Source organism: Kocuria rhizophila DC2201, assembly GCF_000010285.1.
Lineage (GTDB): Bacteria > Actinomycetota > Actinomycetes > Actinomycetales > Micrococcaceae > Kocuria > Kocuria rhizophila_A.
The window spans coordinates 479968-501616 of sequence record NC_010617.1; the positions used below are offsets into that span (position 1 = coordinate 479968).

Here is a 21649-nt window from a genome sequence, read left to right on the forward strand (position 1 = left end):
TCGGTCACGGACCGGGCGGGCCAGTCCCCGCGCGGGGTGTCCTCATCGGTGCCGATCCGCCCGGCCATGGGCGAGGATGCCAGCGCGTGGGTGCGGCGCGCGATCCGCCCCGCGCCCCGCGCGAGCTGACCCGCCTGCACGGCGTGCTTCATGGCGTGGGCCATGGCCACGGGGTCCTGGGCGCGGGTCACCGCGGAGGCGAGCAGCACGGCGTCGCACCCGAGCTCCATGGCCAGCGCCGCCTCGGACGCCGTGCCGATGCCGGCGTCCAGCACCACGGGCACGGAGGCTCGCGAGGCGATCAGCTCGATGTTGTGGGGGTTGAGGATGCCCAGCCCCGTGCCGATCGGCGCGCCCAGGGGCATCACGGCGCTGGCCCCTGCGTCCTCGAGGCGCAGCGCGAGCACGGGGTCGTCGGAGGTGTACGCGAAGACCGTGAAGCCGCGTCGCACGAGCTTCTCGGTGGCGTCCAGCAGCTCCACGCCGTCCGGCAGCAGGGTGTCCTCGTCCGAGATGACCTCCAGCTTCACCCAGTCCGTCTCCAGGGCCTCGCGCCCGAGCTCCGCGGTCAGCAGCGCGTCCCGGGCGGTGTAGCACCCGGCGGTGTTGGGCAGCACCCGGATCCCGTGGCGGCGCAGGATCCCGTACAGGCTGTCCTGCGGGGCCCCCGACGACGACGCCGCTCCGCCGGCACCGCTCGCCGGTCCGGTTCCGTGCGGGCCCTGCCCGGTGGGGCGGTCCGCGGAGGGTACCCCCGGGGAGAAGCGGCGCAGCGCCACCGTGGTCAGGTCCGTGCCGGAGGCCAGCAGGGCGCGTTCGAGCATCGCGAGGTCCGTGAGACCGCCGGTGCCCATGATGAGCCGTGAGGACAGCTCCACCCCGGCCACGCTCAGGGCGGGCAGCGAGGGGTCACCCGCTGTCCGGGCTCTGCGGGTGTCACCGGAGCCGCGGGCACGGCAACCGGCGGCGGTGGCGGGGTTCTCCGGCGTGGCGGGGCCTCCGGTCACGGGATCGGTGTTCGGGGTGCCGGTCCGGTGTGCATCCGTCATGCTCAGCCTCCCTGCACCGCGGTGACGATCTCCACGGACTGCCCCGGTGCCACGGCGGTGGTGGCCCACAGGGAGCGGGGGACCACGGTGTCGTCCACGGCCACCGCGATGCCCAGGGGATGCCCGTCCGTGGCGGTGCCCCGGGGGGTGATCTCCCGCCCGGTCAGATCCGCCACGGCGTCGGTGAGGGTGAACCCCTCGCGCACGGGCACGGGAGCGCCGTTGATGCTCGCGGTGCCCGCGGCGGCGTCATCGTGCTGCGAGACCACCGCGGTCTGGGGCTGCGGGGCGGAGGTGACGGCGGGTGTCAGCGGAGAAGCGGCCGGGGTGGCGGGGCCGGGCGTGTGCGGTGCAGGGGTGCTCATGCGAGTCCTCCCGAGAAGTCAGGGGTGTCGTGCGGGTCGTCGTTGCGGGGGCTGTGCCGGCCCGGGTCGGTTGCTGCCAGGAACTGCGCGTCCTGCGCGTGGTCCACCGCCGGGTCCAGGACCCCGGTGACGAGTTCCGCGGCCAGCCGCGAGGCCACCGGGGTGAGCAGGATGCCGTGGCGGAAGTGCCCGGTGCTGATCACGAGTCCGGGCACGGAGGTGGCGCCGAGGTAGGGGAGGTCGTCCGGGGTGCCCGGCCGTGCGCGGGCCATCATCTCCAGGACGTCGCAGTCGTCGATCGCGGGGACCACGGCTCGGGCGTCCCGCAGCAGCTGGTGCACCCCGCCGGCCAGCACGGACTCGCGGCCGTCCTCACGGCTGGTGGCACCCACCACCAGGGTGCGGTCCACGCGGGGGACCATGTAGACGGGCCGCCCCATCACCTGGGCGCGCACGGTACGGGTGAGCAGGTGGTCCTCACCGGGGGCCAGGGCGGCGTCGGGAACGCGCAGCCGCAGGATGTCCCCGAACACGGGACGCAGGCGCAGCTCGAGGTCCTCGGGCAGTCCGCCCACGGTGTTGGCGGTGAGCCCCGAGGCCACCACCACGGCGTCCGCGGGCAGGCGCTCGCCGTCGTCCAGCAGTACGCCCTCGGCGCGGCGGGGGCCCCTGCGGGGGACCTGCACGGAGTCCACGCGGCGGGTGCGCCACAGGGCGGGCCCGGCGTCGGGCACCCCGGCGAGCGTCTCGGTGTGCGGGGCTTTGAGGGCCTCGACCATGGCCGCGGCCAGCATGCGGGGGTCCACCTGGCGGTCGGAGACGATGCGCACGGCGCCCGCGAGGCGGGGGGCGAGCGCGGGCTCCATGGCGCGGGCCTCGCCCGTGGAGATCTCCTCGACGTCCATGCCGGAGGCGATCTGGTGGGAGGCGAGGTCAGAGAGGGAATGGGCGTCCGCGGCGTCGGCGGCGACCACCAGGGTCTCCTCCGTGCGGTAGCCCGTGGGCAGCCCGGTGGCCGCGCCGATGCGCTCCACGAACCGGGGGTACTCCTCCGCAGAGGCGCGCATGAGGGGGTACAGCCGCTCTTGGCCGTACTGGGTCTCCGCGACCGGTGCGAGCATGCCCGCAGCGGCTCGGGTGGCGCCCCACGCGGGCTGGGGGTCCACGACCGTGACGGCGGCGCCGCGGCGTCGCAGCTCGACCGCGGTGGCGAGCCCGATCAGACCCGCCCCGGCCACGACGACGTGCACGGGTGCGTTCTCGGACATCCTCATCCTTCCTCCGGCGGCATGATCCGCATCAGGTGACCGGTCGGCGTCTCACGCCCTCTCAGCCGGATGCGGTGGTCGGTGACGTGTGCGGGCTCCCGTGGACCTCGTCGCGCGGTGCGGCGTCGGCAACCGGACGACGCCGCCAGTCTAGTCCTCCTTGCCGGTCGCTTCCCCTGGGGATTCGCGGCCGGCTGAGCGCGCGCTGCACCCCCGGTGCGCTGTTCGTGCCACCATGGCGGCATGGAACGGAGCGAGGACCAGGGACGACGACGACGCCGACAGCTGCGGGACGCGCGGCTCTACGTGTGCGTGACCGCTCGGCGGGAGCGCGGTGACCTGCGGGATTTCCTGCACACCGCGTACGAGGGCGGGGTGGACATCATCCAGCTGCGGGACAAGACGCTCGAGGCGGCCGCGGAGATCGAGGCCATCCAGGTGCTCGCGGAGGTCGCCCGTGAGCACGGCAAACTCTTCGCCGTCAATGACCGCGCGGACGTGGCCCTGCTGACCGGTGCGGACGTGTTCCACGTGGGCCAGGGAGATCTCACCACGCGGCAGGCACGCACTGTGCTGGGCCCGGACGTGGTGCTGGGCCGCTCGTGCCACTCGCCCGCGCAGGTGGACGCCGCGCTCGCGGACCCCGGGCTCGACTACTTCTGCACCGGGCCGGTCTGGGAGACCCCCACCAAGCCCGGCCGCGCGGCCGTGGGGCTCGAGCTGCCCCGCTACGCCGCCGAGCACGCGGGCACCACCCCGTTCTTCGCCATCGGGGGTGTCGACGCCGCCCGGCTGCCCGCCGTGCTCGGCACCGGTGCCACGCGCATCGTGGTGGTCCGCGCCGTCACCGAGGCGCGGGACGTCACCGCCGCCGCGCGGGAGCTGCGCAGCGCGCTGCCCGCCTGACCAGGGCGGCGACGCAACGCGTTGTCGTCCGGGGTGGTCCCCCCCCGGCGTCTCCGGCGGGGAAGCTGGTGCGGGGGCTGTGCGCGAGGCGGGGCAGAACCGGAGGTCAGGCATCCCCGGCGCACTGCCCGGGGTGCTCCTCGCACCACGGGGTGACCCCCGGGAAGCGGCCCCGGTGGGTGGCCACCCAGCGGTAGACGGCCTCCTGGGTGCGGCCCACCAGTGGCAGGCCGTGGAACGCGCCGAAGCAGCGTGTGCCCAGGGCGGTGTCGAGGATCGCCGCGACTGCTCGGGCGCCGCTCACCGCCTGCCTCCTCGTGGCCTGCGGGCCTCCGCGCCCCGACCCGAGGCCTCCGATCCCAGACCCGAGGTCACCGGATCCGGACTCCGGAGCGTCCGGCGGCGCAGCTCCAGGCTGCGGACCGTCGCAGGCACTGCCCGAGGCTCCGCCCCCGCGGGGGCGCTGCGCGGCGATCACGGTGCTCTCCCCGGCCTGGGGCACCGCCCACACCGAGGCGTCGCACTCCTGCGGGGTCAGGCCAAACCGTTCCGGGACGTCCGGCTGCTGCCACGCGTGCAGCTCGACCCGCCCGTGCCGGTCCAGGCGCCGCACCCAGCCCACGGCGCGGGTGCAGAAACCGCACCGGCCGTCGAAGACCACGTGCAGCCGTGCGCTCACAGCTCCACGCTCCCGGTGATGCGCACCGCGCACTCGCCGCCCACCAGCACGGCGCCCTGCCGGTCCGAGATCACGTGCACGAGTCCGTGCCGGCCCACGCGGGTGCCCTGCCGTGCCGTGTACTCGCCGGGTGCACGCCCGGTGCGGATCAGCCACTGCGCGAGGGCCGCGTTGAGGCTGCCCGTCACGGGGTCCTCGTAGCCGCGGGCCCCGGGCACGAAGGCCCGCACCTCGAAGCGGTGCCCGGCCCCGTCCGGCGCCGGGCCCACCACGCCCACCTTCCGGTCCCCGAGCGCGGCGTAGTCGGGCTCGACGCCCAGCACGTCCTCGGCGGAGGCGAGCAGCAGCGCGGCCCACCCGGGGCCGTTGTCCACCCACTGGTGGTCGCGCACCTGCCCCTCGGCCAGCCCGAGCGCCACGGTGACCGCCCGCAGGTCCCCGGGGTCCAGCCCGCCCGAGCGGAGGATGGGTGGGGCCTCGAAACGCAGCGCGGCGGCGTCGTCGTCCGGGGACGGGACGTGGATGCGGACGAGACCCGCCGCGCACTCCTGGACCACCCTGCCGGGGGCGCGCGGGGCGTGGCCCGCCGCGAGCCACGCGCGGGCCGAACCCAGGGTGGGGTGCCCGGCGAAGGGCAGTTCGCGGTCCGGGGTGAAGATGCGCAGCCGGTAGTCGGCCGCGGGGTCGGTGGGCGGCAGCACGAACGTGGTCTCGGAGAGGTTGGTCCAGGTGGCGAACCGTGCCATCTGCTCTTCCGAGAGGCCCGTGCCGTCCAGGACCACGGCCACGGGGTTGCCCTGGCAGGGCTCGGCGGAGAAGACGTCCACCTGGGCGAACGGGCGGGAGCGGGGTGCGGAGGTCATGCCACGATTCCACCACGGAGCCCCGACGCCCGGGGCGGGCATGAAAAAATCCCCTTGCTCCGGTTGCGGAGGAGCAAGGGGATTTCGGTCGGGATGACAGGATTTGAACCTGCGACCTCGTCGTCCCGAACGACGCGCGCTACCAAGCTGCGCCACATCCCGGAAGTTGCACGGGCGGACCCGCGAACAACTGCTTCAGCATAGCGTCAGGCTCCGGGGAATGCGAAATCACCGGGGCGGGCACCGGTACGCTCGCCCATATGGAGAATCCCGCCATGACGGCCGCCGCCCCGCGCACGTGGTGGCGGGTGGGCGCGGCCATGTTCACCGTGGGGTTCGGGGCCAACCTGTTCGCCCCCATGCTCGAGGTCTACCGCTCGCAGGACGGGCTCAGCGAGTCCTTCGTGACCGGGATGCTGGGGATCTACGCCGCCGGGCTGGTGCCCGCGCTGCTCGTGTTCGGGCCGGTGTCCGACCACCGGGGGCGGCGCGCCGTGATGCGCCCGGCGCTCGTCGTGGTGATCGCGGCCTCCCTGGTGCTCGCCGCGGCGTCCCACACCTCGGACTGGCTGCTGTACGCGGGCCGCTGGGTCATGGGCTTCGGGGTGGGCATGGCCATGGCCTCGGGCTCCGCGTGGGTCAAGCAGCTCAGCACGGACCGCCCCGGCTCCGGACCCCGACGCGCCACCGTGGTGCTCTCCGCGGGATTCGGCGGGGGCCCGCTCGCCGCCGGACTGCTCGCCCAGTTCCTGCCCGCACCGCAGGTCACGCCGTTCCTGCTGCACGTGCTGCTCGCGGGTTGCGCTGCGGTGCTGGTGTGGCGCGTGCCCGAGACCCAGCCGCCCGCGAGCGGCCCGCGCCCGTCCCGGCCGCTCGTGCCCGCCGTGGCGCGCACGGGCCGGTTCTTCTGGGTGGTGGCCGCGTGGGCGCCGTGGGTGTTCGGCACGGCCACGATCGCGTTCGCGAGCATCCCGTCCTTCCTGCTCACCACGGTGCGCTTCCCCGTGGCCTACCTCGGCGCGGTGGCCGCCACGGTGATGTTCACCGGGGTGCTCGTGCAGCCCCTGGCGGCCCGGCTCGCGCGCAGCGGGTGGCTCCCCCTGTCCGTCACGGGGCTCGGTGCCGCGAGCGCGGGCCTGGTCCTCGGGGCCCTGACCGTCACGTGGCACCTGAGCTGGCTCGCGTTCCCCACAGCCGTGATGCTGGGCGTGAGCTACGGGTTCATGATGGTTGCCGGGCTGCGCGAGGTGGAGCTCATGGCCCGCCCGCACGAGCTCGGGGCGCTGATCGGGGTGTTCTACACCCTCACCTACACGGGTTTCGCGGTGCCGTTCGTGCTGTCCCTGGTGGCCCCGGCCGTGGCGCGCTGGGCCGGGGTGGAGCCCACCACGGGCTTCGTGTGGTGCCTGCTTTTCGGCGTGCTGGTGTGCGCGGCCTCCGCGGTCCCTGTGGCACGCGCCGCGGCACGCGGCGTTCCGGATCCGGGTACGACGACGCCGCAGGGCTGAGGCGCGCCCGCCCCGGTGCGTCGGCCGCTCGCACGTGGCGCGGTGGCCTGTCCGGCCGTCGCCGGCGGTGGGTCCGCGCTGAGCCCACCGCCGGCGTCAGGTGGCGCACGCGCTCAGCGGGTGACCCGCTCCAGGACCTGCAGCACGTGCTCGTAGGGCCGGCCCGTGGCCTCCGTGAGGGCCTGCTCGCACGTCCGATTCAACGATGCATACGCATCGAAATCTCCGGCAACGACCTCCGCGGCCTCGCGCCGGGTGGCGGACGCCGTGAGCTCCGGGTGCAGCATCCCGCGGTCCCCCGCGTAGCCGCAGCAGCCCCAGTCCACGGGCACGGTGACCTCCCCGGCGCACGCGTGGGCCACGCGCAGCAGGTCCTCGGTGGCGCCCAGGTGCACGGACGAGCACGTGGGGTGCACGGCCAGGGTCTCCAGGGGTGCTCCCCGGTCCAGCCCGGGCAGCACGTGCTCGGCGGTGAACGTCACGGCGTCCACGAAGCGCAGGTCACGGTACACGGGGTGCTCCGTAGCCAGCTCCCGCATGGTCTCGAGCCCCTCCGTGCAGGACGCCGCATCGCACACGACCGGCAGCCGCCCGTGCTCGGACGCCTCCCAGAGCATCCCGAGGGTCCGCTCGCTCATCGTGGCGTAGCCGGTGGGCAGTCCCTTGGACTTCCACGGGGTGCCGCAGCAGGCCGCGTCGATGCCCTCCGGGATCCGCACGGCCACCCCGGCGCGCTCGCACAGCCGCAGGAACGCCTCGGACGCCGAGGGGCCCTCACCGGAGACCGTGCCGAACATCGCCCCGATGCACGCGGGGAAGAACACGGCCCGGACGGGGCGGTGCTCGGCGGAGGTCGACGCCGCGGCGTCACCGCGGGGAGCCGCCGCCCTCACTCCTGCGGCACTCGTGCCCTGGGCGCTCGTGCCCGGGGCGCCCGCAGCCCCTCGGACCGGTTGCCCGGCAGGGGAGTGCGCGGGCGGCGTCGTCAACCGGGAGCGGGTGCCGCCGCCCGCCGGGAGCGTGGCGTTGTAGCGGGGGACCGTGTCTGCGCCGAGCACCGCGCGGGCCGCGCGGGTGGCGGAGACCGGAAGCACCGCGGGCATGTGCGAGGCCATGGTGAGGGCGAAGGCCGCCCCGGCGGAGGTCGCGGCCCACGAGCGCGCGGCGGCTCCCCACGCGAGGTCCGCGACCGTGGAGTGGTTCTCCGCGCGCAGCCGCCGCACCAGGTCGCCCGTGTTGATGTGCACGGGGCAGGCCGTGACGCACATGCCGTCCACGGCGCACGTCTGCAGCCCGGCGTAGTCGTACTCGCGGCGCAGCCGTGCGGCCAGGGCGGTGTCCCCGCGCTCCTCGGCCTGGGCGATCTCCCGGCGTCCCACGATGCGCTGGCGCGGGGTGAGGGTGAGGTCCTGGGACGGGCACACCGGCTCGCAGTAGCCGCACTCCACGCAGCGGTCCACCTCGGACTCCACGGGCGGGGCGGTCTTGAGGTCCCGCAGGTACGCGCGCGGGTCCTCGGTGAGGATCACCCCGGGGTTGAAGCGGTTGCCGGGATCGATCAGGGCCTTCAGCTCCACCATCACCGAGTACAGCTCGTCCCCGTACTGCCGCCGCACGAACGGGGCCATGATCCGCCCGGTGCCGTGCTCGGCCTTCAGGGACCCACCGCGGCCGAGCACCAGATCCACCATCTCCTCGGTGAAGCGCTCGTAGCGCTCCAGCTGGGCGGGATCGTCGAACTGCTCGTTGAGCATGAAGTGGACGTTGCCGTCCTTGGCATGGCCGAAGATCACGGAGTCCCGGTAGCCGTGGGCGTCGAAGAGTCCGGTGAGCTCCTCGCACGCGCCGCCCAGCTGGTCCACCGGCACCACCACGTCTTCGAGCAGCGCGTTGGTGCCCTGCGGTCGGTTGCCCGCCACGGTGGTGTAGAGCCCCTTGCGCACGGTCCACAGGCTCGCGCGCTCGCGGGGGTCGGTGGTCAGGGCCACCGGCCCGGCCAGCTCGAGCGCATCGAAGGTGGACGCCGCCGCCTCCGCCAGCTCCCGCACACCTGCCGCGGTGTCGTGCTGGTACTCCACGAGCAGTGCGGCCTGCTGGCCCACCGGGATGTCCATGATCGCGGGCGGCGCGAGTCCGGTGCGCTGCGAGACCGCCAGGGACGTGGCGTCCATCAGCTCCAGGGTGGCGCACTGCGAGCCCACCAGCTCCGGAACGGCACTCGTGGCGGCCACCACGGTGGGGAACACCAGCAGGCCGGTGGCCACGTGCGGGTGCACGGGCACGGTGCGCAGGGTCGCGCTCGCCACGAACCCCAGGGTGCCCTCCGAGCCGATCATGAGGTGCTCCAGGACGGCCACGGGGTCCTCGTGGTCCAGGAACGAGTTCAGCCCATAGCCCATGGTGTTCTTCATGGCGAACAGCCGCTCAATGGTCCGCACGGACTCCGGATTGCCCCGCACGCGGTCCCGCAGCCGGAGCAGGCCCTCGAACAGGTCGGGCTCTCGGGCCCGCAGCTGCTCACCAGCATCCGGGGCGGCGGTGTCCAGCACCGTGCCGGAGGGCAGCACGAGCACCATGGACTCCAGGGTGCGGTACGTGTTGAACTCGGTGCCGCACGCCATCCCGGAGGAGTTGTCGGCCACCACTCCGCCCAGCGTGCACGCGGACTCGCTGGCCGGATCCGGGCCCAGCGCCCGCCCGTGCGGAGCCAGCCGCGCATTGACCTGGCGCACGGTGACCCCCGGTTGCACGCGCACGCGGGCACCCCGATCCAGGACCTCCACGCTCTTGAAGTGGCGGCGGACGTCCACGAGGATCTGGTCCGTGACGGACTGCCCCGACAGGGACGTGCCGCCCGAGCGCAGGGTCAGGCCCGCGTCCGTGTCCGCGGCCGCGGCGAAGATCTGCCCCACCTCGTGCGTGTCTCGCGGGCGCAGCACCGCGCGCGGCTGCATCAGGTAGTGGGAGGCGTCGTGGGCCACCGCGCGCCGCTCCAGCTCCCCGGTGACGACGACGCCGCTGCCGCACTCCCGCTCGATCCTCGCCACCGCGTGGTCCAACGGAGAGTCGAGGGGAGCCGGGGCGTCGTCGGGCCGGCGCGTGGGGAGGGGGAGTCGGATCGGTGCCATGGGAAGAACTTTAGTCCGTGAGCGTGACCAGAACGGCCTGTGGTGGGCAGAAGAGCCGCACCGGGGCGAAGCGGGACTCGCCCAGGCCCTGGGAGATGTTCACCGGGACGCCGCGGTGATCGATGAGTCCCTTGCAGATCGCGGGGTCCAGGTCGCAGTTGCTGACCAGGGCCCGGCCCCCGGGCAGGCACACCTGGCCGCCGTGGGTGTGGCCCGCGAAGACGATGTCCGCCCGGTCCGCGGCGAAGCGGTCCAGGGTGCGCAGGTACGGGGCGTGGGCCACCCCGATCCGGACGTCCGCCGGGGTCGGCTGGCCCTCGGGGAAACCGGGGTGGCGGTCGTAGTTCAGGTGCGGGTCGTCCACGCCCGAGAAGTCCACGACCGTCCCGGCCACCTCCAGGCGCAGCGCGCGGTTCACGAGTCCCTGCCAGCCGTGGGACTCGAACGCGCGGTGCATCTGCTCGGTGGGCAGCCGGGGCGCCTCGCCCGAGGACTTCTCGCCCGCGGTGGTGCGCCACAGGTAGCGCGTGGGGTTCTTGGGCTGCGGCGCGAAGTAGCAGTTGGAGCCCGGCACGTAGACGCCCGGGAAGCGGAACAGCGGCTCGAGGATCTCCAGCAGGTACGGCACCGCGTGCGGGTGGGAGAGGTTGTCCCCGGTGTCCACCACCAGGTCCGGTTCCAGCGCGGCCAGCGAGTGCACGAAGCGCTTCTTGGCCTCCTGGCCCGGAACCGTGTGCAGGTCCGAGAGGTGCAGGATGCGCAACGGCCGGGACCCGGCGGGCAGCACCCGCACGGTCTCCTGGCGCAGCTGGAACCGGCGGCGCTCCCCGAGCGTGGCCCAGGCCACGGTGGCCGCGCCGGCGGCGAAGAGCCCCGCCCCGGTCGCGGCGAGGGTGCGCGCGACCGGGGCGGGGCCGGTGCCGGGGGAGGGCGCCGTCACTTGCGGGTGGACAGCACGTTCGAGGGCGGGTCGGAGAACGGCGCCGTGCTGTAGTTCGGCGCGATCTCCTTCATGTAGTTCTGCCACTGGCTGCCCGCGTACGTGGCGCCGTCCACCCACTCGGTGCCGGAGCCGCCGCGCTTGCCGCCGATGTTCAGCCCGTTCAGCGAGCGGGAGCCGGACTGGTAGTTGCCCACCCACGAGGCCGTGGACAGACCCTTGGTGTAGCCGAGCATCCAGGTCTGGGTGGAGTTGTCGGTAGTGCCCGTCTTGGCGGCGGAGGCGTTGGGCAGTCCGATGCCCCGCTGGTACGCGGAGCCCTTCACGATCACCTGCTCCAGGACGTAGTTCACGCCCTGCGCGACCTCCTTCTTGATGACCTGCTGGCACTTGTCACCGGGCACCGAGTAGTTCTTGCCGGAACGGTCCGTGACCCTGGTGATGGAGCGCGGCTCGCACATCATGCCGTCGTTGGCGAACGCGGAGAACGCGCGGGCCATGGTCATGGGGGAGATGTCCGCGGAACCACCCAGCAGCGAGGACAGCACCGTGGTGTCCACGGGGTCGCCGGTCTTGCCGTCGTGGATGCCCAGCGCCTTGGTGATCTCGCCGATCTGGCACAGGTCCAGGTCCGCGGCCATGGCGTACAGGGCGGAGTTGATGGAGTTGTAGATGCCGTAGTCCACGTCCATCACCTTGTTGTAGCCCTCGGTGGCGTTCTGGAACGAGAGGCCGTTGCCGTCCGTGCCGGGCTCGATCTTGTACCCGTTGGGCAGGCACGAGGCCTTCCACTGGTAGTCCGCGGGGTAGCTCAGCCTGCGGGCGTCGATGCTGGCCTTCACGCCCTTGCCCGAGTTGATCCACTGGGCCAGGGTGAACGGCTTGAACGTGGAGCCCACCTGGAAGCCGCCGGCCCCGCCCATGGAGGTGTCCACGTTGAAGTTGTACGTGGTGTTGGACATGCCCTCCGCGGCGGAGTAGTTGGTGTTCTGCGCCATGGACACGATGTGCCCGTTGCCCGGCTCCAGGGAGATCAGGGACGTGGAGACGCTGTCCGGGTTGTTGTCCTTGGGCTGCGTGGCGTTGACCTGGGTGTCCGCCGCCTTCTGGGCCTTGGGGTCCAGGGTGGTGCGGATGGTCAGGCCACCGCGCTGCAGCGTGGCCAGCCGCTCCTCCGGGGTGGTGCCGAACGAGTCCGACTGCATGACCTCGTTCTCCACGTAGTCGCAGAAGTACGGGGCCGTCTTGGCCGCGGAGCACCCCGAGTTGGTGTGGTGGATGTCCAGCTTCATGGGCTCCTTGGCCGCCTGGTCCGCCTGCTGCTGCGTGATGGACCCGGTCTGGACCATGGTGTCGAGCACCACGTTGCGCCGCTGCGTGGACGCCTCGGGGTTGACCTCGGGATTGTAGTAGTTGGGGGACTGCACCATGCCCGCGAGCGTGGCGGACTGGGCGATGCTCAGCTTGGACGCCGGGATGCCCCAGAAGTACTGGGACGCGGCCTCCACGCCGTAGTTGGAGCCGCCGAAGAGCACGATGTTGAGGTAGCCCTCCAGGATCTCGTCCTTGGACTTCTCCTGCTCCATGGACAGGGCGAGCTTGATCTCCTTGATCTTGTCCACCACGCCCTTGTCGGCACCGATGGTGCTGGCCTGCTCACCGGCCCGGACCTGCTGGTCGATGATCAGGTTGTTGACGTACTGCTGCGTGATGGTGGAGGCACCCTGGCGGGTGCTGGGGCGCAGCAGGTTGTTGCCCATGGCGCGCACGATGCCCCACGGGTCCACGCCGCCGTGGTCGTAGAAGTCGCGGTCCTCGATGGACAGCAGCGCGTTGCGCATGTTCGGGGAGATCTGGTCCAGCGGCACGGGATCACGGTTCTGCGCGAAGAACTTGGCCACCTCGGTGCCGTCCTTGGCCACCACGGTGGAGGCCTCCGAGACGGGTCCGGACTCCATGTTCGCGGGCAGGGACTTGAACCAGCCCACGGACGCGTTGGCGGCCAGCCCGGCGGCCGCGGCGGGGGGTACCAGGAGTCCGGCCGCCACCACTCCGGTGACCACGGCGACGGCGATGAACGCGACGACGTTGCCCAGGACCGACGTGGGCTCGGAGCCCGAGTTGTTGCGTGATGCCATTGCGCCAGTGTACAAGCCGGGGCGGGGTGGACCGGGCGGGCGCGGGAGGGGTCACACTGTGTTCTCCCGGGGTGCGCGCACGCGCCTGACAGTGTCGTGGCAAGTAGTGTGGAGGCCATGACCACTTGGGAATATGCAACCGTTCCGCTCATGATCCACGCCACCAAGCAGATCCTCGACAACTGGGGGGAGGACGGCTGGGAGCTCGTGACCGTCCTGCCGGGCACCCAGGCCGCGGACACGCCGGCCGGGAACATGAACGCGCCCGTCCAGAACAACCCGATCGCCTACTTCAAGCGCCCCAAGCCCTGAGCGGCGGGAAGGTCGAACCATGAGTGAGAAGTTCGAGGAGCGCCTGGCGCAGCTGGGGCTCGAGCTGCCGGAGGTGGCCAAGCCCCTGGCGGCCTATGCACCGGCCGTGGTGAGCGGCACGTACGTGTACACCGCCGGGCAGCTGCCGCTCGTGTCCGGGGCCCTGCCGGAGACCGGCGTGGTCAGCGACTCCGGCGCCGCCGGCACCGTGTCCCCGGAGCGGGCCGCCGAGCTCGCGGAGCGCTGCGCGCTCAACGCGATTGCCGCCGTGAAGTCCCAGATCGAGGACCTCAACCGGATCCGCCGCATCGTGAAGGTCACCGGCTTCGTGGCCAGCGCACCGGACTTCCACGGCCAGCCCGCCGTGGTGGACGGTGCCTCCACCCTGCTGGGCCGGGTGTTCGGGGCCGCGGGCGTGCACGCGCGCTCCGCGGTGGGCGTGAGCGTCCTGCCCCTGAACTCCCCGGTGGAGGTCGAGCTGATCGTCGAGTTCGGCTGAGCATGGACGCCCCCCGCGGGAGCGAGCGCATCTTCGCGGTGCCCCGCGCGTACTCCAAGGCGGCCCGTGCGTGGCTCGAGCGCGGGCTCGGCATGCACGGGTCCGCGCCGCGCCACGGTGCGGCCACGGTGTTCGTGCGTGACGGCGAGCACGGGGTCGAGACCCTCATGCTCCACCGCCCCGGGCGCCAGTCCATGGGTACGCTCTCGTTCCCCGGTGGCATCACCGAGACCAGCGACGACGAGCCCCTGAGCTGGTGCGGGCCGTCCCCCGCCGAGTGGGCGCACCGGCTGCTCTCGGAGGACATCGGTCTCTCACGACGCCGCGTGGTCGCCGCCGCGCGCAAAACGTTCGTGGAGACCGGGATCCTCTTCGCCGGGACCCCCATGTACGGGGTCGCGGACACCGTGGAGGGCGTGGACTGGATGCGCTCGCGGGAGCTGCTGGCCACGGAGGACATCTCCTTCGCGGACCTGCTGGCCAAGCGCAGCATGGCGTTCCACAGCGAGTGCCTGCGCCCGCTGTCCCACTGGGTGACCTCGGACTTCGTGCACCAGCGGGTGGACCTGCAGTTCTTCGCGGCGGCGGTGCCCGTGGGTCAGCGCCACAGTCCGCTGGCCACCCAGCGCGGGCGCGCGTGGCTCGGGTGGGTGGATGCCCGCACGCTGCTGGAGGACCCGTGGTCCACGCCGGTTCCCGAGCTGTTCCGGCAGCAGGCCGAGGACTCCGCGCTCACGGACGATCCGAGGCACTTCGAGTTCCACGAGCTCACCACTCCCGGGGTGCAGTGCGCCGTGGAGGCGGTGGCCGAGGCGTCCTCCGCGGTGGCGTTCCTCGCGGCGCGCCGGGACCTGCGGGTGCGCAGCCCCCGGTTGGACCTGCGCGACGGCGAACCCGTCCTCGTGCTCGACGGCTGACACCGGACCTCGCACCCGCCCCGCTGGGATCCGCCGCTGCGGGCGTGCTCAACGGCGGACACCCGCACACCCCACCGCGAGCAGCCGCACACCCCACCGCCGGACGACGCCGCCCGGGCCGGTACGCGACGCACGCCACGGTGAGCGCGTGCACAACGCGACGACGCCCGCGGCAGGTGCCGTGGGCGTCGTCGTGAATGCTGTGACGGGGGTCAGCGCGAGCGCTGCTTGAGGCGCTGCAGGTCCAGGATGACCACGGCGCGCGCCTCGAGGCGGATCCAGCCGCGCTGAACGAACTCGGCGAGGGCCTTGTTGACGGTCTCGCGGGAGGCGCCCACCAGCTGGGCCAGCTCCTCCTGGGTGAGCTCGTGGGCCACCAGGATGCCGTCCGTGGCGGGGCGCCCGAAGCGGTCCGCGAGGTCCAGCAGGGCCTTGGCGACGCGGCCGGGGACGTCCGAGAACACGAGGTCCGCGAGGTTCTCGTTGGTGCGGCGCAGCCGGCGGGCAAGGGCCTGGAGCAGCTGGGCGGAGACCTCGGGGGAGTGCTGGATGACCTTGCGCAGGTTCTCGTGCTTGAGCCCGGCCAGGCGCGTCTCGGACACCGCGGTCGCGGAGGTGGAACGCGGGCTGGGGTCGAACAGCGCCATCTCACCGAAGATCTCGCCCGGGCCCATGACGGCCACGAGGTTTTCACGGCCGTCGCTCGCGGTGCGCCCGAGCTTCATCTTGCCGGAGACGATGAAGTAGAGCTGGTCCCCGGGATCGCCCTCGTAGAAGAGGGTGGCGCCGCGGGAGAGGTCCACCTCGGTGATCTCCTTGGTCAGAGCCGCGAACGCCTCGTCGTCCAGGGAAGCGAAAAGCGGAGCGCGGCGCAGGACGTCGGTATCCAAGGTAGATCTCCTCACGAAGAAGGGTGTGCCCCGGTGGGGCCACGTGCATGATTACGTTACATAGTAACGAGTTTCACACGGTTCAGGGCCACCCGGGGGTGGGTGCTCCGTGTGGACGTCCAGGAAATTCCCCGGAGGGAGCCCGCGATCCGGGGTGCGGCCGCGGGATTCGTGTGGCGCCCGGGCACCCACCGTATGCTCGTGCCCACACGCGGTGGATCCCCGCGTGACCCCTCAACTTCCCGAGGACCGTTGATGACCCTGGCCCTGAACCTCCTGGACGCCGTGCTGATCGTCGTCCTGCTGGCGTACCTGGTGGCCGGGTTCCGCCGAGGCTTCTTCCGCTCGTTCGCGGCCCTGGTGGGCCTGCTGCTGGGCGCTGTGCTGGCCTTCTGGGCAAGTCCCGTGGTGGCCGCGTACGTGGACACCCAGTGGCAGATCCCCACCGTGCTGCTCACGGTCCTGGTGCTGCTGGCCCTCGGCGAGTACCTGGGCGCCGTGCTGGGCAGGGCCCTGTCCGAGCTGCTGGAGAAGTCCGGGGTGGGTCTGCTGGACCGGCTCGGCGGTGCGGTGCTCAACGTGGTGGTGGCCGGCCTGGTGATGTCCCTGCTGGGCTCCCTGGTGGGGCAGATGGGTCTGCCGGGGCTCTCCCAGCAAGTGGCGTCCTCCCAGGTGCTGCGCGGGATCGAGCGCATGACCCCGGATCCGGTGCGCCACGCCATGACCCAGACCCGCAACGCGATCAGCGGTGCGCAGGGCATCCGGCAGCTGGACGAGCTGCTGTTCCCCACGCAGGCCGCCCCCGATCCGAAGGACACCCCGGACTCGCAGACCGTCGCGGACGCCGGGCAGTCCGTGGTGCAGGTCTACGGCACGGCCGCCAAGTGCGCCCAGAACCAGACGGGCTCCGGCTTCGTGGCCCAGCCCGGCACCGTGGTCACCAACGCTCACGTGGTGGCGGGCGTGGACCAGCCCGTGGTCGAGACCCGGGACGGCCGCGCCTACCCCGCCCGTACCGTGCAGTACGACGCCGCCTCGGACCTCGCCGTGCTGCGCATCCCGGACCTGCCCGAGGCCCCGCTGAGCATGGACGGGACCGTGAGCCAGGGCGAGGCCGTGTCCTTCGCGGGCTACCCCCTGGGCGGGCCCTACACCCTGCGGGCGGCCACCGTGCAGGGCCAGGCCGTGGCCCCCGTGCAGAACGTCACCACGGGGGAGACACAGACCCGCAGCATCATCCAGATCGCGGGCAAGGTGGAGCAGGGCAACTCGGGCGGGCCGCTGCTCGACGCGGACGGCCACGTGGTGGGCGTGGTCTTCGCCAAGGCCGTGCAGGACCAGGTGGGCTACGCCATTCCCGTGGACCGGGTCCGCGAGGTGCTCACCGCGGCAGGGGACTCCACGGAGTCCGTGGCCACGGGCGAGTGCGTGGTGCCCTGATCCCTGGGGCGACGCTCCTGCCCGGGCCGCTCCTGCCCGAGCCGTGGCTGAGCGGGCCGTGCGTAACGGGGGCGTGGGTGTCCGGTGCAGTTGCGGGACGGCCCGTCCGGGCAGCGGCGCGTCGGTGCCGCTGCGGCTGCGCCGCCTTGAGGTGCGGTGCGCTCAGCCCAGGCCGAGGTTCCGGGCCACCACGTCCACGGCCAGTTCGTAGCCCAGCACCCCGGCCCCGGCGATCACCGCGGTGGCCTGCGGCGAGACGAAGGACGTGTGGCGGAACGCCTCCCGGCGGTGCACGTTGGAGATGTGCACCTCCACGACCGGCATCTCGCACATCTCCAGCGCGTCGTGGATGGCCACGGAGTAGTGGGTCAGGGCGGCGGGGTTGATCACGATCCCGCACGCCTCGGTGCGCGCGCGCTGGATCCAGTCCACGAGCTGGCCCTCCCAGTTGGACTGCTCGAACACGACCTCCAGCCCGTAGCTCTGCGCCCTGGCGCGCACGTCGGCCTCGACGTCCGCCAGGGTGGTGTGCCCGTAGATCTCGGGCTTGCGCGTGCCCAGCGTGTTCAGGTTCGGGCCGTTGAGGACGTGGATCGGCAGCTCGCTCATGCCCCCATTCAAGCGCATCGGTCCCGCCCACTGTGCCGCGGACGCACGACGCCGCGGTGGCCCTCCCGGGTCTCCCGGGCAGATCGCGCGGGCCGTTCCTCCGGCGGGCGCCGCCCGGGCCGTTGCTCTGCTGGGTGCCGCCCGGGCGTCTGACGGTCCCCGTCGCGGGGCACTCGCCACGGACGACGCCGCCGCGGTGCCTCCCGTGGGGAAGGCGCCGCGGCGGCGTCGTGAACGGAGCGTGCGGGTGGGCTACTTGGTGCCGAGCGAGTCCACGATCTGCTGCATGACCGTCTGGTCCGCGAGCGTGGAGACGTCCCCCACGGGGCGGTCCTCGGCGACGTCCTTGAGCAGGCGGCGCATGATCTTGCCGGAGCGCGTCTTGGGCAGCTCGGGAACGATCAGCACCTTCTTGGGCTTGGCGATCGGGGAGATCTCCCGGCCCACGTGCGCGCGGATCTCCTCGGCGAGCTCGGCGGCGTCCCGGTTCTCGGCGGTGGCCTGGTCCGAGAGGATCACGAACGCGAAGACCGCCTGGCCCGTGGTCTCGTCCGCGGCGCCCACCACGGCGGCCTCCGCCACGGAGGGGTGGGAGACCAGCGCGGACTCGATCTCGGGGGTGGACAGGCGGTGGCCGGAGACGTTCATGACGTCGTCCACGCGGCCCAGGATCCACACGTCCCCGTCCGCGTCCCGCTTGGCGCCGTCGCCGGCGAAGTACTTGTCCCCGAACTGGCCCCAGTAGGTGTTCACGAAGCGCTCGTCGTCACCCCAGATGGTGCGCAGCATGGACGGCCACGGCTTGCGGACCACCAGGAAGCCGTCCGTCTCGTTGGGGAGGGAGGTGCCGGCGTCGTCGACCACGTCCACAGCGATGCCCGGCAGCGGCACCTGTGCGGAGCCCGGCTTGGTGGCCGTGACGCCGGGCAGCGGGGAGATCATCATGGCGCCGGTCTCGGTCTGCCACCACGTGTCCACGATGGGGCAGCGGTCCTGGCCGATGACCCTGCGGAACCAGGTCCATGCCTCGGGGTTGATGGCCTCGCCCACGGTGCCCAGCAGGCGCAGGGAGCTGAGGTCCCACTCGGCGGGGATCTCCTCGCCCCACTTCATCATGGTGCGGATGGCGGTGGGGGACGTGTAGAGGATGCTCACGCCGTACTTCTGCACGATCTCCCAGAACCGGCCGCGGTGCGGGGAGTCCGGGGTGCCCTCGTAGATCACCTGGGTGGCGCCGTTCACAAGCGGCGCGTAGGTGATGTAGGTGTGGCCCGTGACCCACCCGACGTCCGCGGTGCACCAGTAGACGTCCGTCTCCGGCTTGAGGTCGAACACGTTCTTGTGGGTGAACGCCGCCTGGGTCAGGTAGCCGCCGGTGGTGTGCAGGATGCCCTTGGGCTTGCCGGTGGTGCCGGAGGTGTAGAGGATGAACAGCGGGTCCTCGGCGTTCTGCTCCGAGGGCGTGTGCTCGGTGGAGGCGTTCTCGGTGATCTCGTGCCACCACACGTCGCGGCCGTCCTGGAACGCGACGTCCTCGCCGTTGCGCTTGACCACCACCACGTGCTGCACGGTGTCCCCGCCCTTCTCCAGGGCGGCGTCCACGGCGGGCTTCAGCGTGGTGGGCTTGCCGCGGCGGTAGGAGCCGTCTGCGGTGACCACGAGCTTGGCCTCGCCGTCCTCGATGCGCGAGCGCAGGGCGTCCGCGGAGAAGCCGCCGAAGACCACCGAATGGATCGCACCGATGCGCGCGCACGCGAGCATGGTGATCACGGCCTCCGGGATCATGGGCAGGTACACGGCCACGCGATCGCCCTTGCCCACGCCGAGCGCCTCGAAGGCGTTCGCCGCCTTGGAGACCTCGTCCTTGAGCTGCGCGTACGTGTAGGACGCGCTGTCCCCGGGCTCGCCCTCGAAGTACAGGGCCACGCGGTCCCCGTTGCCGGCCTCCACATGGCGGTCCACGGCGTTGTACGCGGCGTTGAGGGTGCCGTCCTGGAACCACTTGACGAACGGCGGGTTGGACCAGTCCAGCACCTCGGTGAACGGGGTGGACCACGTGAGCAGGTCACGGGCCTGGTTCGCCCAGAACTCCTCGCCCTGCTCCTCGGCCTGCGTGTACAGCTCCGCGGTGGCGTTGGCCTGGGCGGCGAACTCCTCGCTCGGGGCGAAGGTCTTCGGCTGGGCTGCGGGATCCGTGGTCATGGTGCTCCTTCACTGGGGCCGGTGCGCGCCGCTTGCGCGGGCGCGTGGTGCAGTTCACATTCTCCCGCTCAGCCTAGTGGAACCCCGCGGGCGCCCTCCATCGTGTGCGGGCGCATGTCGGCCCGGTTCTGCGGCGCCAGGGCGGGTTTGACCCCCGTGACGGGGCGCACCATGATCGAGGGCATGGAGACCCCCGCCGCAGCCGAGCACGTGCGCTTCGTCCCGGCGCGGCAGGCGGAGCAGGCGGCCGCGCGGCGTCGTCGTGCCGGGAGTGAGACTGCCTTGTCCAGGACGCGGCGCGCGCGGCGCATCCAGCGGATCCTCGCGCAGACGTACCCCTACGCCGTGGCGGAGCTGGACTTCGACGACGCCTGGCAGCTGCTCGTGGCCACGGTCCTGTCCGCACAGACCACCGACATCCGCGTCAACGCGGTCACCCCGGGGCTGTTCGCGGCGTACCCCGGCCCGCGCGAGCTGGCCGAGGCGCCCGCCGAGGACGTCCAGGAGATGGTGCGCTCCCTCGGCTTCTACCGTTCCAAGGCGCGCTCGATCCAGGCCCTGGCCGCGCGCGTCGTGGACGAGTACGACGGCACCGTGCCCGGCACGCTCGCGCAGCTCGTGACCCTGCCCGGCGTGGGGCGCAAGACCGCGAACGTGGTGCTCGGCAACGCGTTCGGGGTGCCCGGGATCACCGTGGACACCCACTTCGGGCGGCTCGCGCGCAGGCTGGGGTGGACCGTCCAGGACGATCCGGTGAAGGTCGAGGCGGACGTGGCGGCGCTGTTCCCGCCCGCGCTGTGGACTGAGCTGTCCCACGAGCTGATCTACCACGGACGGCGGATCTGCCACTCCCGCCGGCCCGCGTGCGGGGTGTGCCCGGTGGCAGACCTGTGCCCCTCCTACGGCGAGGGCCCCACGGACCCGGAGGCGGCGCGCCAGCTACTCGGCTACGAACTGAAACCCGGCCGCGAGGACCTGCTGGCCGGGTTCATGGCGGGACGCACCCGGCGGCAGCTGCGCGCCGAGGGACACACGCTCAGCGCGTGAAAGGACGGACGATGACCACTTCTTCAGCGATGCCCGCGGGCCCGCGCGAGCAGCTCGTGGAGCTCGCGCGCCACGGCGACTCCGTGGTCATGCACGACCGCGAGCCGTGGCGGATCGGGCAGCTGAACGAGAACTTCCGGCACTCGGCGGTGCTCATCCTTTTCGGCGCGCTGGACAGCGTGCCCTCCGCCTACGCCGAGCACGCGGAGGGCCCCGGGCGGGACCTGGACGTGCTGCTGGTGCAGCGTGCCTCCACCCTGCGGGCGCATCCCGGTCAGGTGGCCTTCCCTGGCGGGCGCCTCGACCCACCCGACGGCGAACCCGGAACCACCCTGGAGACCCCCGGGGGAACCGTGAGCGCCCCGCACGTGCGCGCGGCGCTGCGCGAGGCCCACGAGGAGACCGGTGTGGACCCGGACGGCGTGGAGGTGCTCGGAGCACTGCACGAGGTGCCGCTGCCCGTGAGCAACCACCTGGTGACCCCCGTGATCGGGTGGTGGCGCAGCCAGTCACCCGTGGACGTGGTGGACCACGCCGAGTCCTCCCTGGTGTTCCGTGTGCCCGTGCTGGATCTCATCAACCCCGCCCACCGCTACTACGCGACCGTGACCCGGGGGAACCAGACCTACAAGTCCCCGGCGTTCGACGTCTCCGTGGCCGGGGCCCCCGAGACCGTGACCGTGTGGGGCTTCACCGGCGTGGTGCTGGACCGCGTGCTCGAGTGGCTCGGGTGGTCCGTGGAGTGGGACCGATCGGTGAAGCGGCCGGCGCCGGGGATGGGGCCGAAGACGTAGAGCCAGGCCGGGCGGCGTGAGCTTGTCGCATGTGGTGGCCCGGTCGCGGAGGTCGCATCCGGGTGGCCTCTCCGTCGGGTGGGTGAGGCAGCGCC

Annotated in this window: 18 protein-coding genes, 1 tRNA gene, 1 pseudogene and 1 riboswitch; of the genes and pseudogenes, 8 read left to right on the forward strand and 12 right to left on the reverse strand. The window is 72.5% G+C overall.

The genetic code is table 11. The features are described 5' to 3' along the window. Window positions 1–56 precede the first annotated feature (56 nt). From KRH_RS02125 to thiO, 3 genes and pseudogenes are all read right to left on the reverse strand, one after another. Window positions 57–1049: pseudogene (locus tag KRH_RS02125) on the reverse strand (thiazole synthase); the annotation flags it as partial. Window positions 1050–1051: 2 nt separating this feature from the next. Next, the gene (gene thiS / locus KRH_RS12810) at window positions 1052–1414 is read right to left on the reverse strand and encodes a sulfur carrier protein ThiS (protein WP_105590548.1); all 363 of its coding nucleotides are present in this window, start codon (window positions 1412–1414) and stop codon (window positions 1052–1054) included. Continuing rightward, window positions 1411–2682 (reverse strand): glycine oxidase ThiO, encoded by a 1272-nt coding sequence (gene thiO, locus KRH_RS02135; RefSeq protein ID WP_105590547.1) that lies wholly within the window; start codon window positions 2680–2682, stop codon window positions 1411–1413. The genes thiS and thiO overlap by 4 nt, the downstream gene beginning before the upstream one ends. Continuing rightward, a riboswitch (TPP riboswitch) is annotated at window positions 2674–2794 on the reverse strand. Its footprint overlaps the gene before it by 9 nt. 131 nt (window positions 2795–2925) lie before the next feature. Here thiO and thiE point away from each other — a divergent pair. Then, window positions 2926–3588 carry a thiamine phosphate synthase gene (gene thiE / locus KRH_RS02140; RefSeq protein ID WP_012397517.1) on the forward strand — a complete coding sequence of 221 codons (663 nt, stop codon included), beginning with the start codon at window positions 2926–2928 and terminating at the stop codon, window positions 3586–3588. A gap of 106 nt (window positions 3589–3694) precedes the next feature. Here the strand turns inward: thiE and KRH_RS12545 are convergent, their stop codons facing one another. The 3 genes from KRH_RS12545 to KRH_RS02155 form a co-directional block, all read right to left on the reverse strand. Continuing rightward, the gene (locus tag KRH_RS12545) at window positions 3695–4267 is read right to left on the reverse strand and encodes a thiol-disulfide oxidoreductase DCC family protein (RefSeq protein ID WP_012397518.1); all 573 of its coding nucleotides are present in this window, start codon (window positions 4265–4267) and stop codon (window positions 3695–3697) included. After that, complete coding sequence (locus KRH_RS02150; protein ID WP_012397519.1) at window positions 4264–5130, reverse strand: PhzF family phenazine biosynthesis protein; 867 nt, start codon at window positions 5128–5130, stop codon at window positions 4264–4266. The genes KRH_RS12545 and KRH_RS02150 overlap by 4 nt, the downstream gene beginning before the upstream one ends. Before the next feature lie 88 nt (window positions 5131–5218). Next, a tRNA-Pro gene (locus KRH_RS02155) sits at window positions 5219–5292 on the reverse strand. Between the two features lie 113 nt (window positions 5293–5405). On the opposite strand from KRH_RS02155, the gene KRH_RS02160 reads away from it, so the two are divergent. Then, entirely contained in the window at window positions 5406–6638 is a 1233-nt protein-coding gene (locus tag KRH_RS02160) for an MFS transporter (protein WP_041297279.1), read from the forward strand. 113 nt (window positions 6639–6751) lie between these two features. Here the strand turns inward: KRH_RS02160 and KRH_RS02165 are convergent, their stop codons facing one another. From KRH_RS02165 to KRH_RS02175, 3 genes are read right to left on the reverse strand one after another with little or no spacing between them, the layout of a single operon-like run. Beyond that, complete coding sequence (locus tag KRH_RS02165) at window positions 6752–9766, reverse strand: FAD-binding and (Fe-S)-binding domain-containing protein (RefSeq protein WP_012397521.1); 3015 nt, start codon at window positions 9764–9766, stop codon at window positions 6752–6754. 10 nt (window positions 9767–9776) lie between these two features. Then, window positions 9777–10706 (reverse strand): metallophosphoesterase, encoded by a 930-nt coding sequence (locus KRH_RS02170; RefSeq protein ID WP_012397522.1) that lies wholly within the window; start codon window positions 10704–10706, stop codon window positions 9777–9779. Then, the gene (locus KRH_RS02175; RefSeq protein ID WP_012397523.1) at window positions 10703–12844 is read right to left on the reverse strand and encodes a transglycosylase domain-containing protein; all 2142 of its coding nucleotides are present in this window, start codon (window positions 12842–12844) and stop codon (window positions 10703–10705) included. The genes KRH_RS02170 and KRH_RS02175 overlap by 4 nt, the downstream gene beginning before the upstream one ends. Window positions 12845–12961: 117 nt before the next feature. On the opposite strand from KRH_RS02175, the gene KRH_RS02180 reads away from it, so the two are divergent. The 3 genes from KRH_RS02180 to KRH_RS02190 are packed head-to-tail and all read left to right on the forward strand — an operon-like array spanning window position 12962 to window position 14572. After that, on the forward strand, window positions 12962–13156 hold the full coding sequence (locus tag KRH_RS02180) for a DUF4177 domain-containing protein (RefSeq protein WP_012397524.1): 195 nt from the start codon (window positions 12962–12964) through the stop codon (window positions 13154–13156). A 19-nt stretch (window positions 13157–13175) separates the two neighbouring features. Next, on the forward strand, window positions 13176–13655 hold the full coding sequence (locus tag KRH_RS02185; RefSeq protein WP_012397525.1) for a RidA family protein: 480 nt from the start codon (window positions 13176–13178) through the stop codon (window positions 13653–13655). A gap of 2 nt (window positions 13656–13657) precedes the next feature. Then, a complete protein-coding gene (locus KRH_RS02190) occupies window positions 13658–14572 on the forward strand; it encodes a hypothetical protein (protein WP_012397526.1) in 915 nt (304 codons plus the stop codon). A 212-nt stretch (window positions 14573–14784) separates the two neighbouring features. On the opposite strand, the gene KRH_RS02195 is transcribed toward KRH_RS02190, so the two are convergent. After that, window positions 14785–15462 carry a Crp/Fnr family transcriptional regulator gene (locus KRH_RS02195; protein WP_012397527.1) on the reverse strand — a complete coding sequence of 226 codons (678 nt, stop codon included), beginning with the start codon at window positions 15460–15462 and terminating at the stop codon, window positions 14785–14787. A gap of 255 nt (window positions 15463–15717) precedes the next feature. Here KRH_RS02195 and KRH_RS02200 point away from each other — a divergent pair, with 255 nt between their 5' ends. Then, window positions 15718–16902 (forward strand): MarP family serine protease, encoded by a 1185-nt coding sequence (locus KRH_RS02200; protein WP_012397528.1) that lies wholly within the window; start codon window positions 15718–15720, stop codon window positions 16900–16902. A gap of 162 nt (window positions 16903–17064) precedes the next feature. Here the strand turns inward: KRH_RS02200 and aroQ are convergent, their stop codons facing one another. Next, window positions 17065–17511 carry a type II 3-dehydroquinate dehydratase gene (aroQ, locus tag KRH_RS02205; RefSeq protein WP_041297280.1) on the reverse strand — a complete coding sequence of 149 codons (447 nt, stop codon included), beginning with the start codon at window positions 17509–17511 and terminating at the stop codon, window positions 17065–17067. A gap of 252 nt (window positions 17512–17763) precedes the next feature. Continuing rightward, window positions 17764–19713, reverse strand: coding sequence for an acetate--CoA ligase (gene acs / locus KRH_RS02210; RefSeq protein WP_012397530.1), 1950 nt, complete (start codon window positions 19711–19713; stop codon window positions 17764–17766). A gap of 183 nt (window positions 19714–19896) precedes the next feature. On the opposite strand from acs, the gene nth reads away from it, so the two are divergent. Next, the gene (gene nth, locus KRH_RS02215) at window positions 19897–20760 is read left to right on the forward strand and encodes an endonuclease III (protein WP_172599367.1); all 864 of its coding nucleotides are present in this window, start codon (window positions 19897–19899) and stop codon (window positions 20758–20760) included. Between the two features lie 11 nt (window positions 20761–20771). Then, window positions 20772–21554: an NUDIX hydrolase gene (locus tag KRH_RS02220; RefSeq protein ID WP_012397532.1), complete on the forward strand. Its 783-nt coding sequence runs from the start codon at window positions 20772–20774 to the stop codon at window positions 21552–21554. The last annotated feature ends 95 nt before the right edge of the window (window positions 21555–21649 follow it).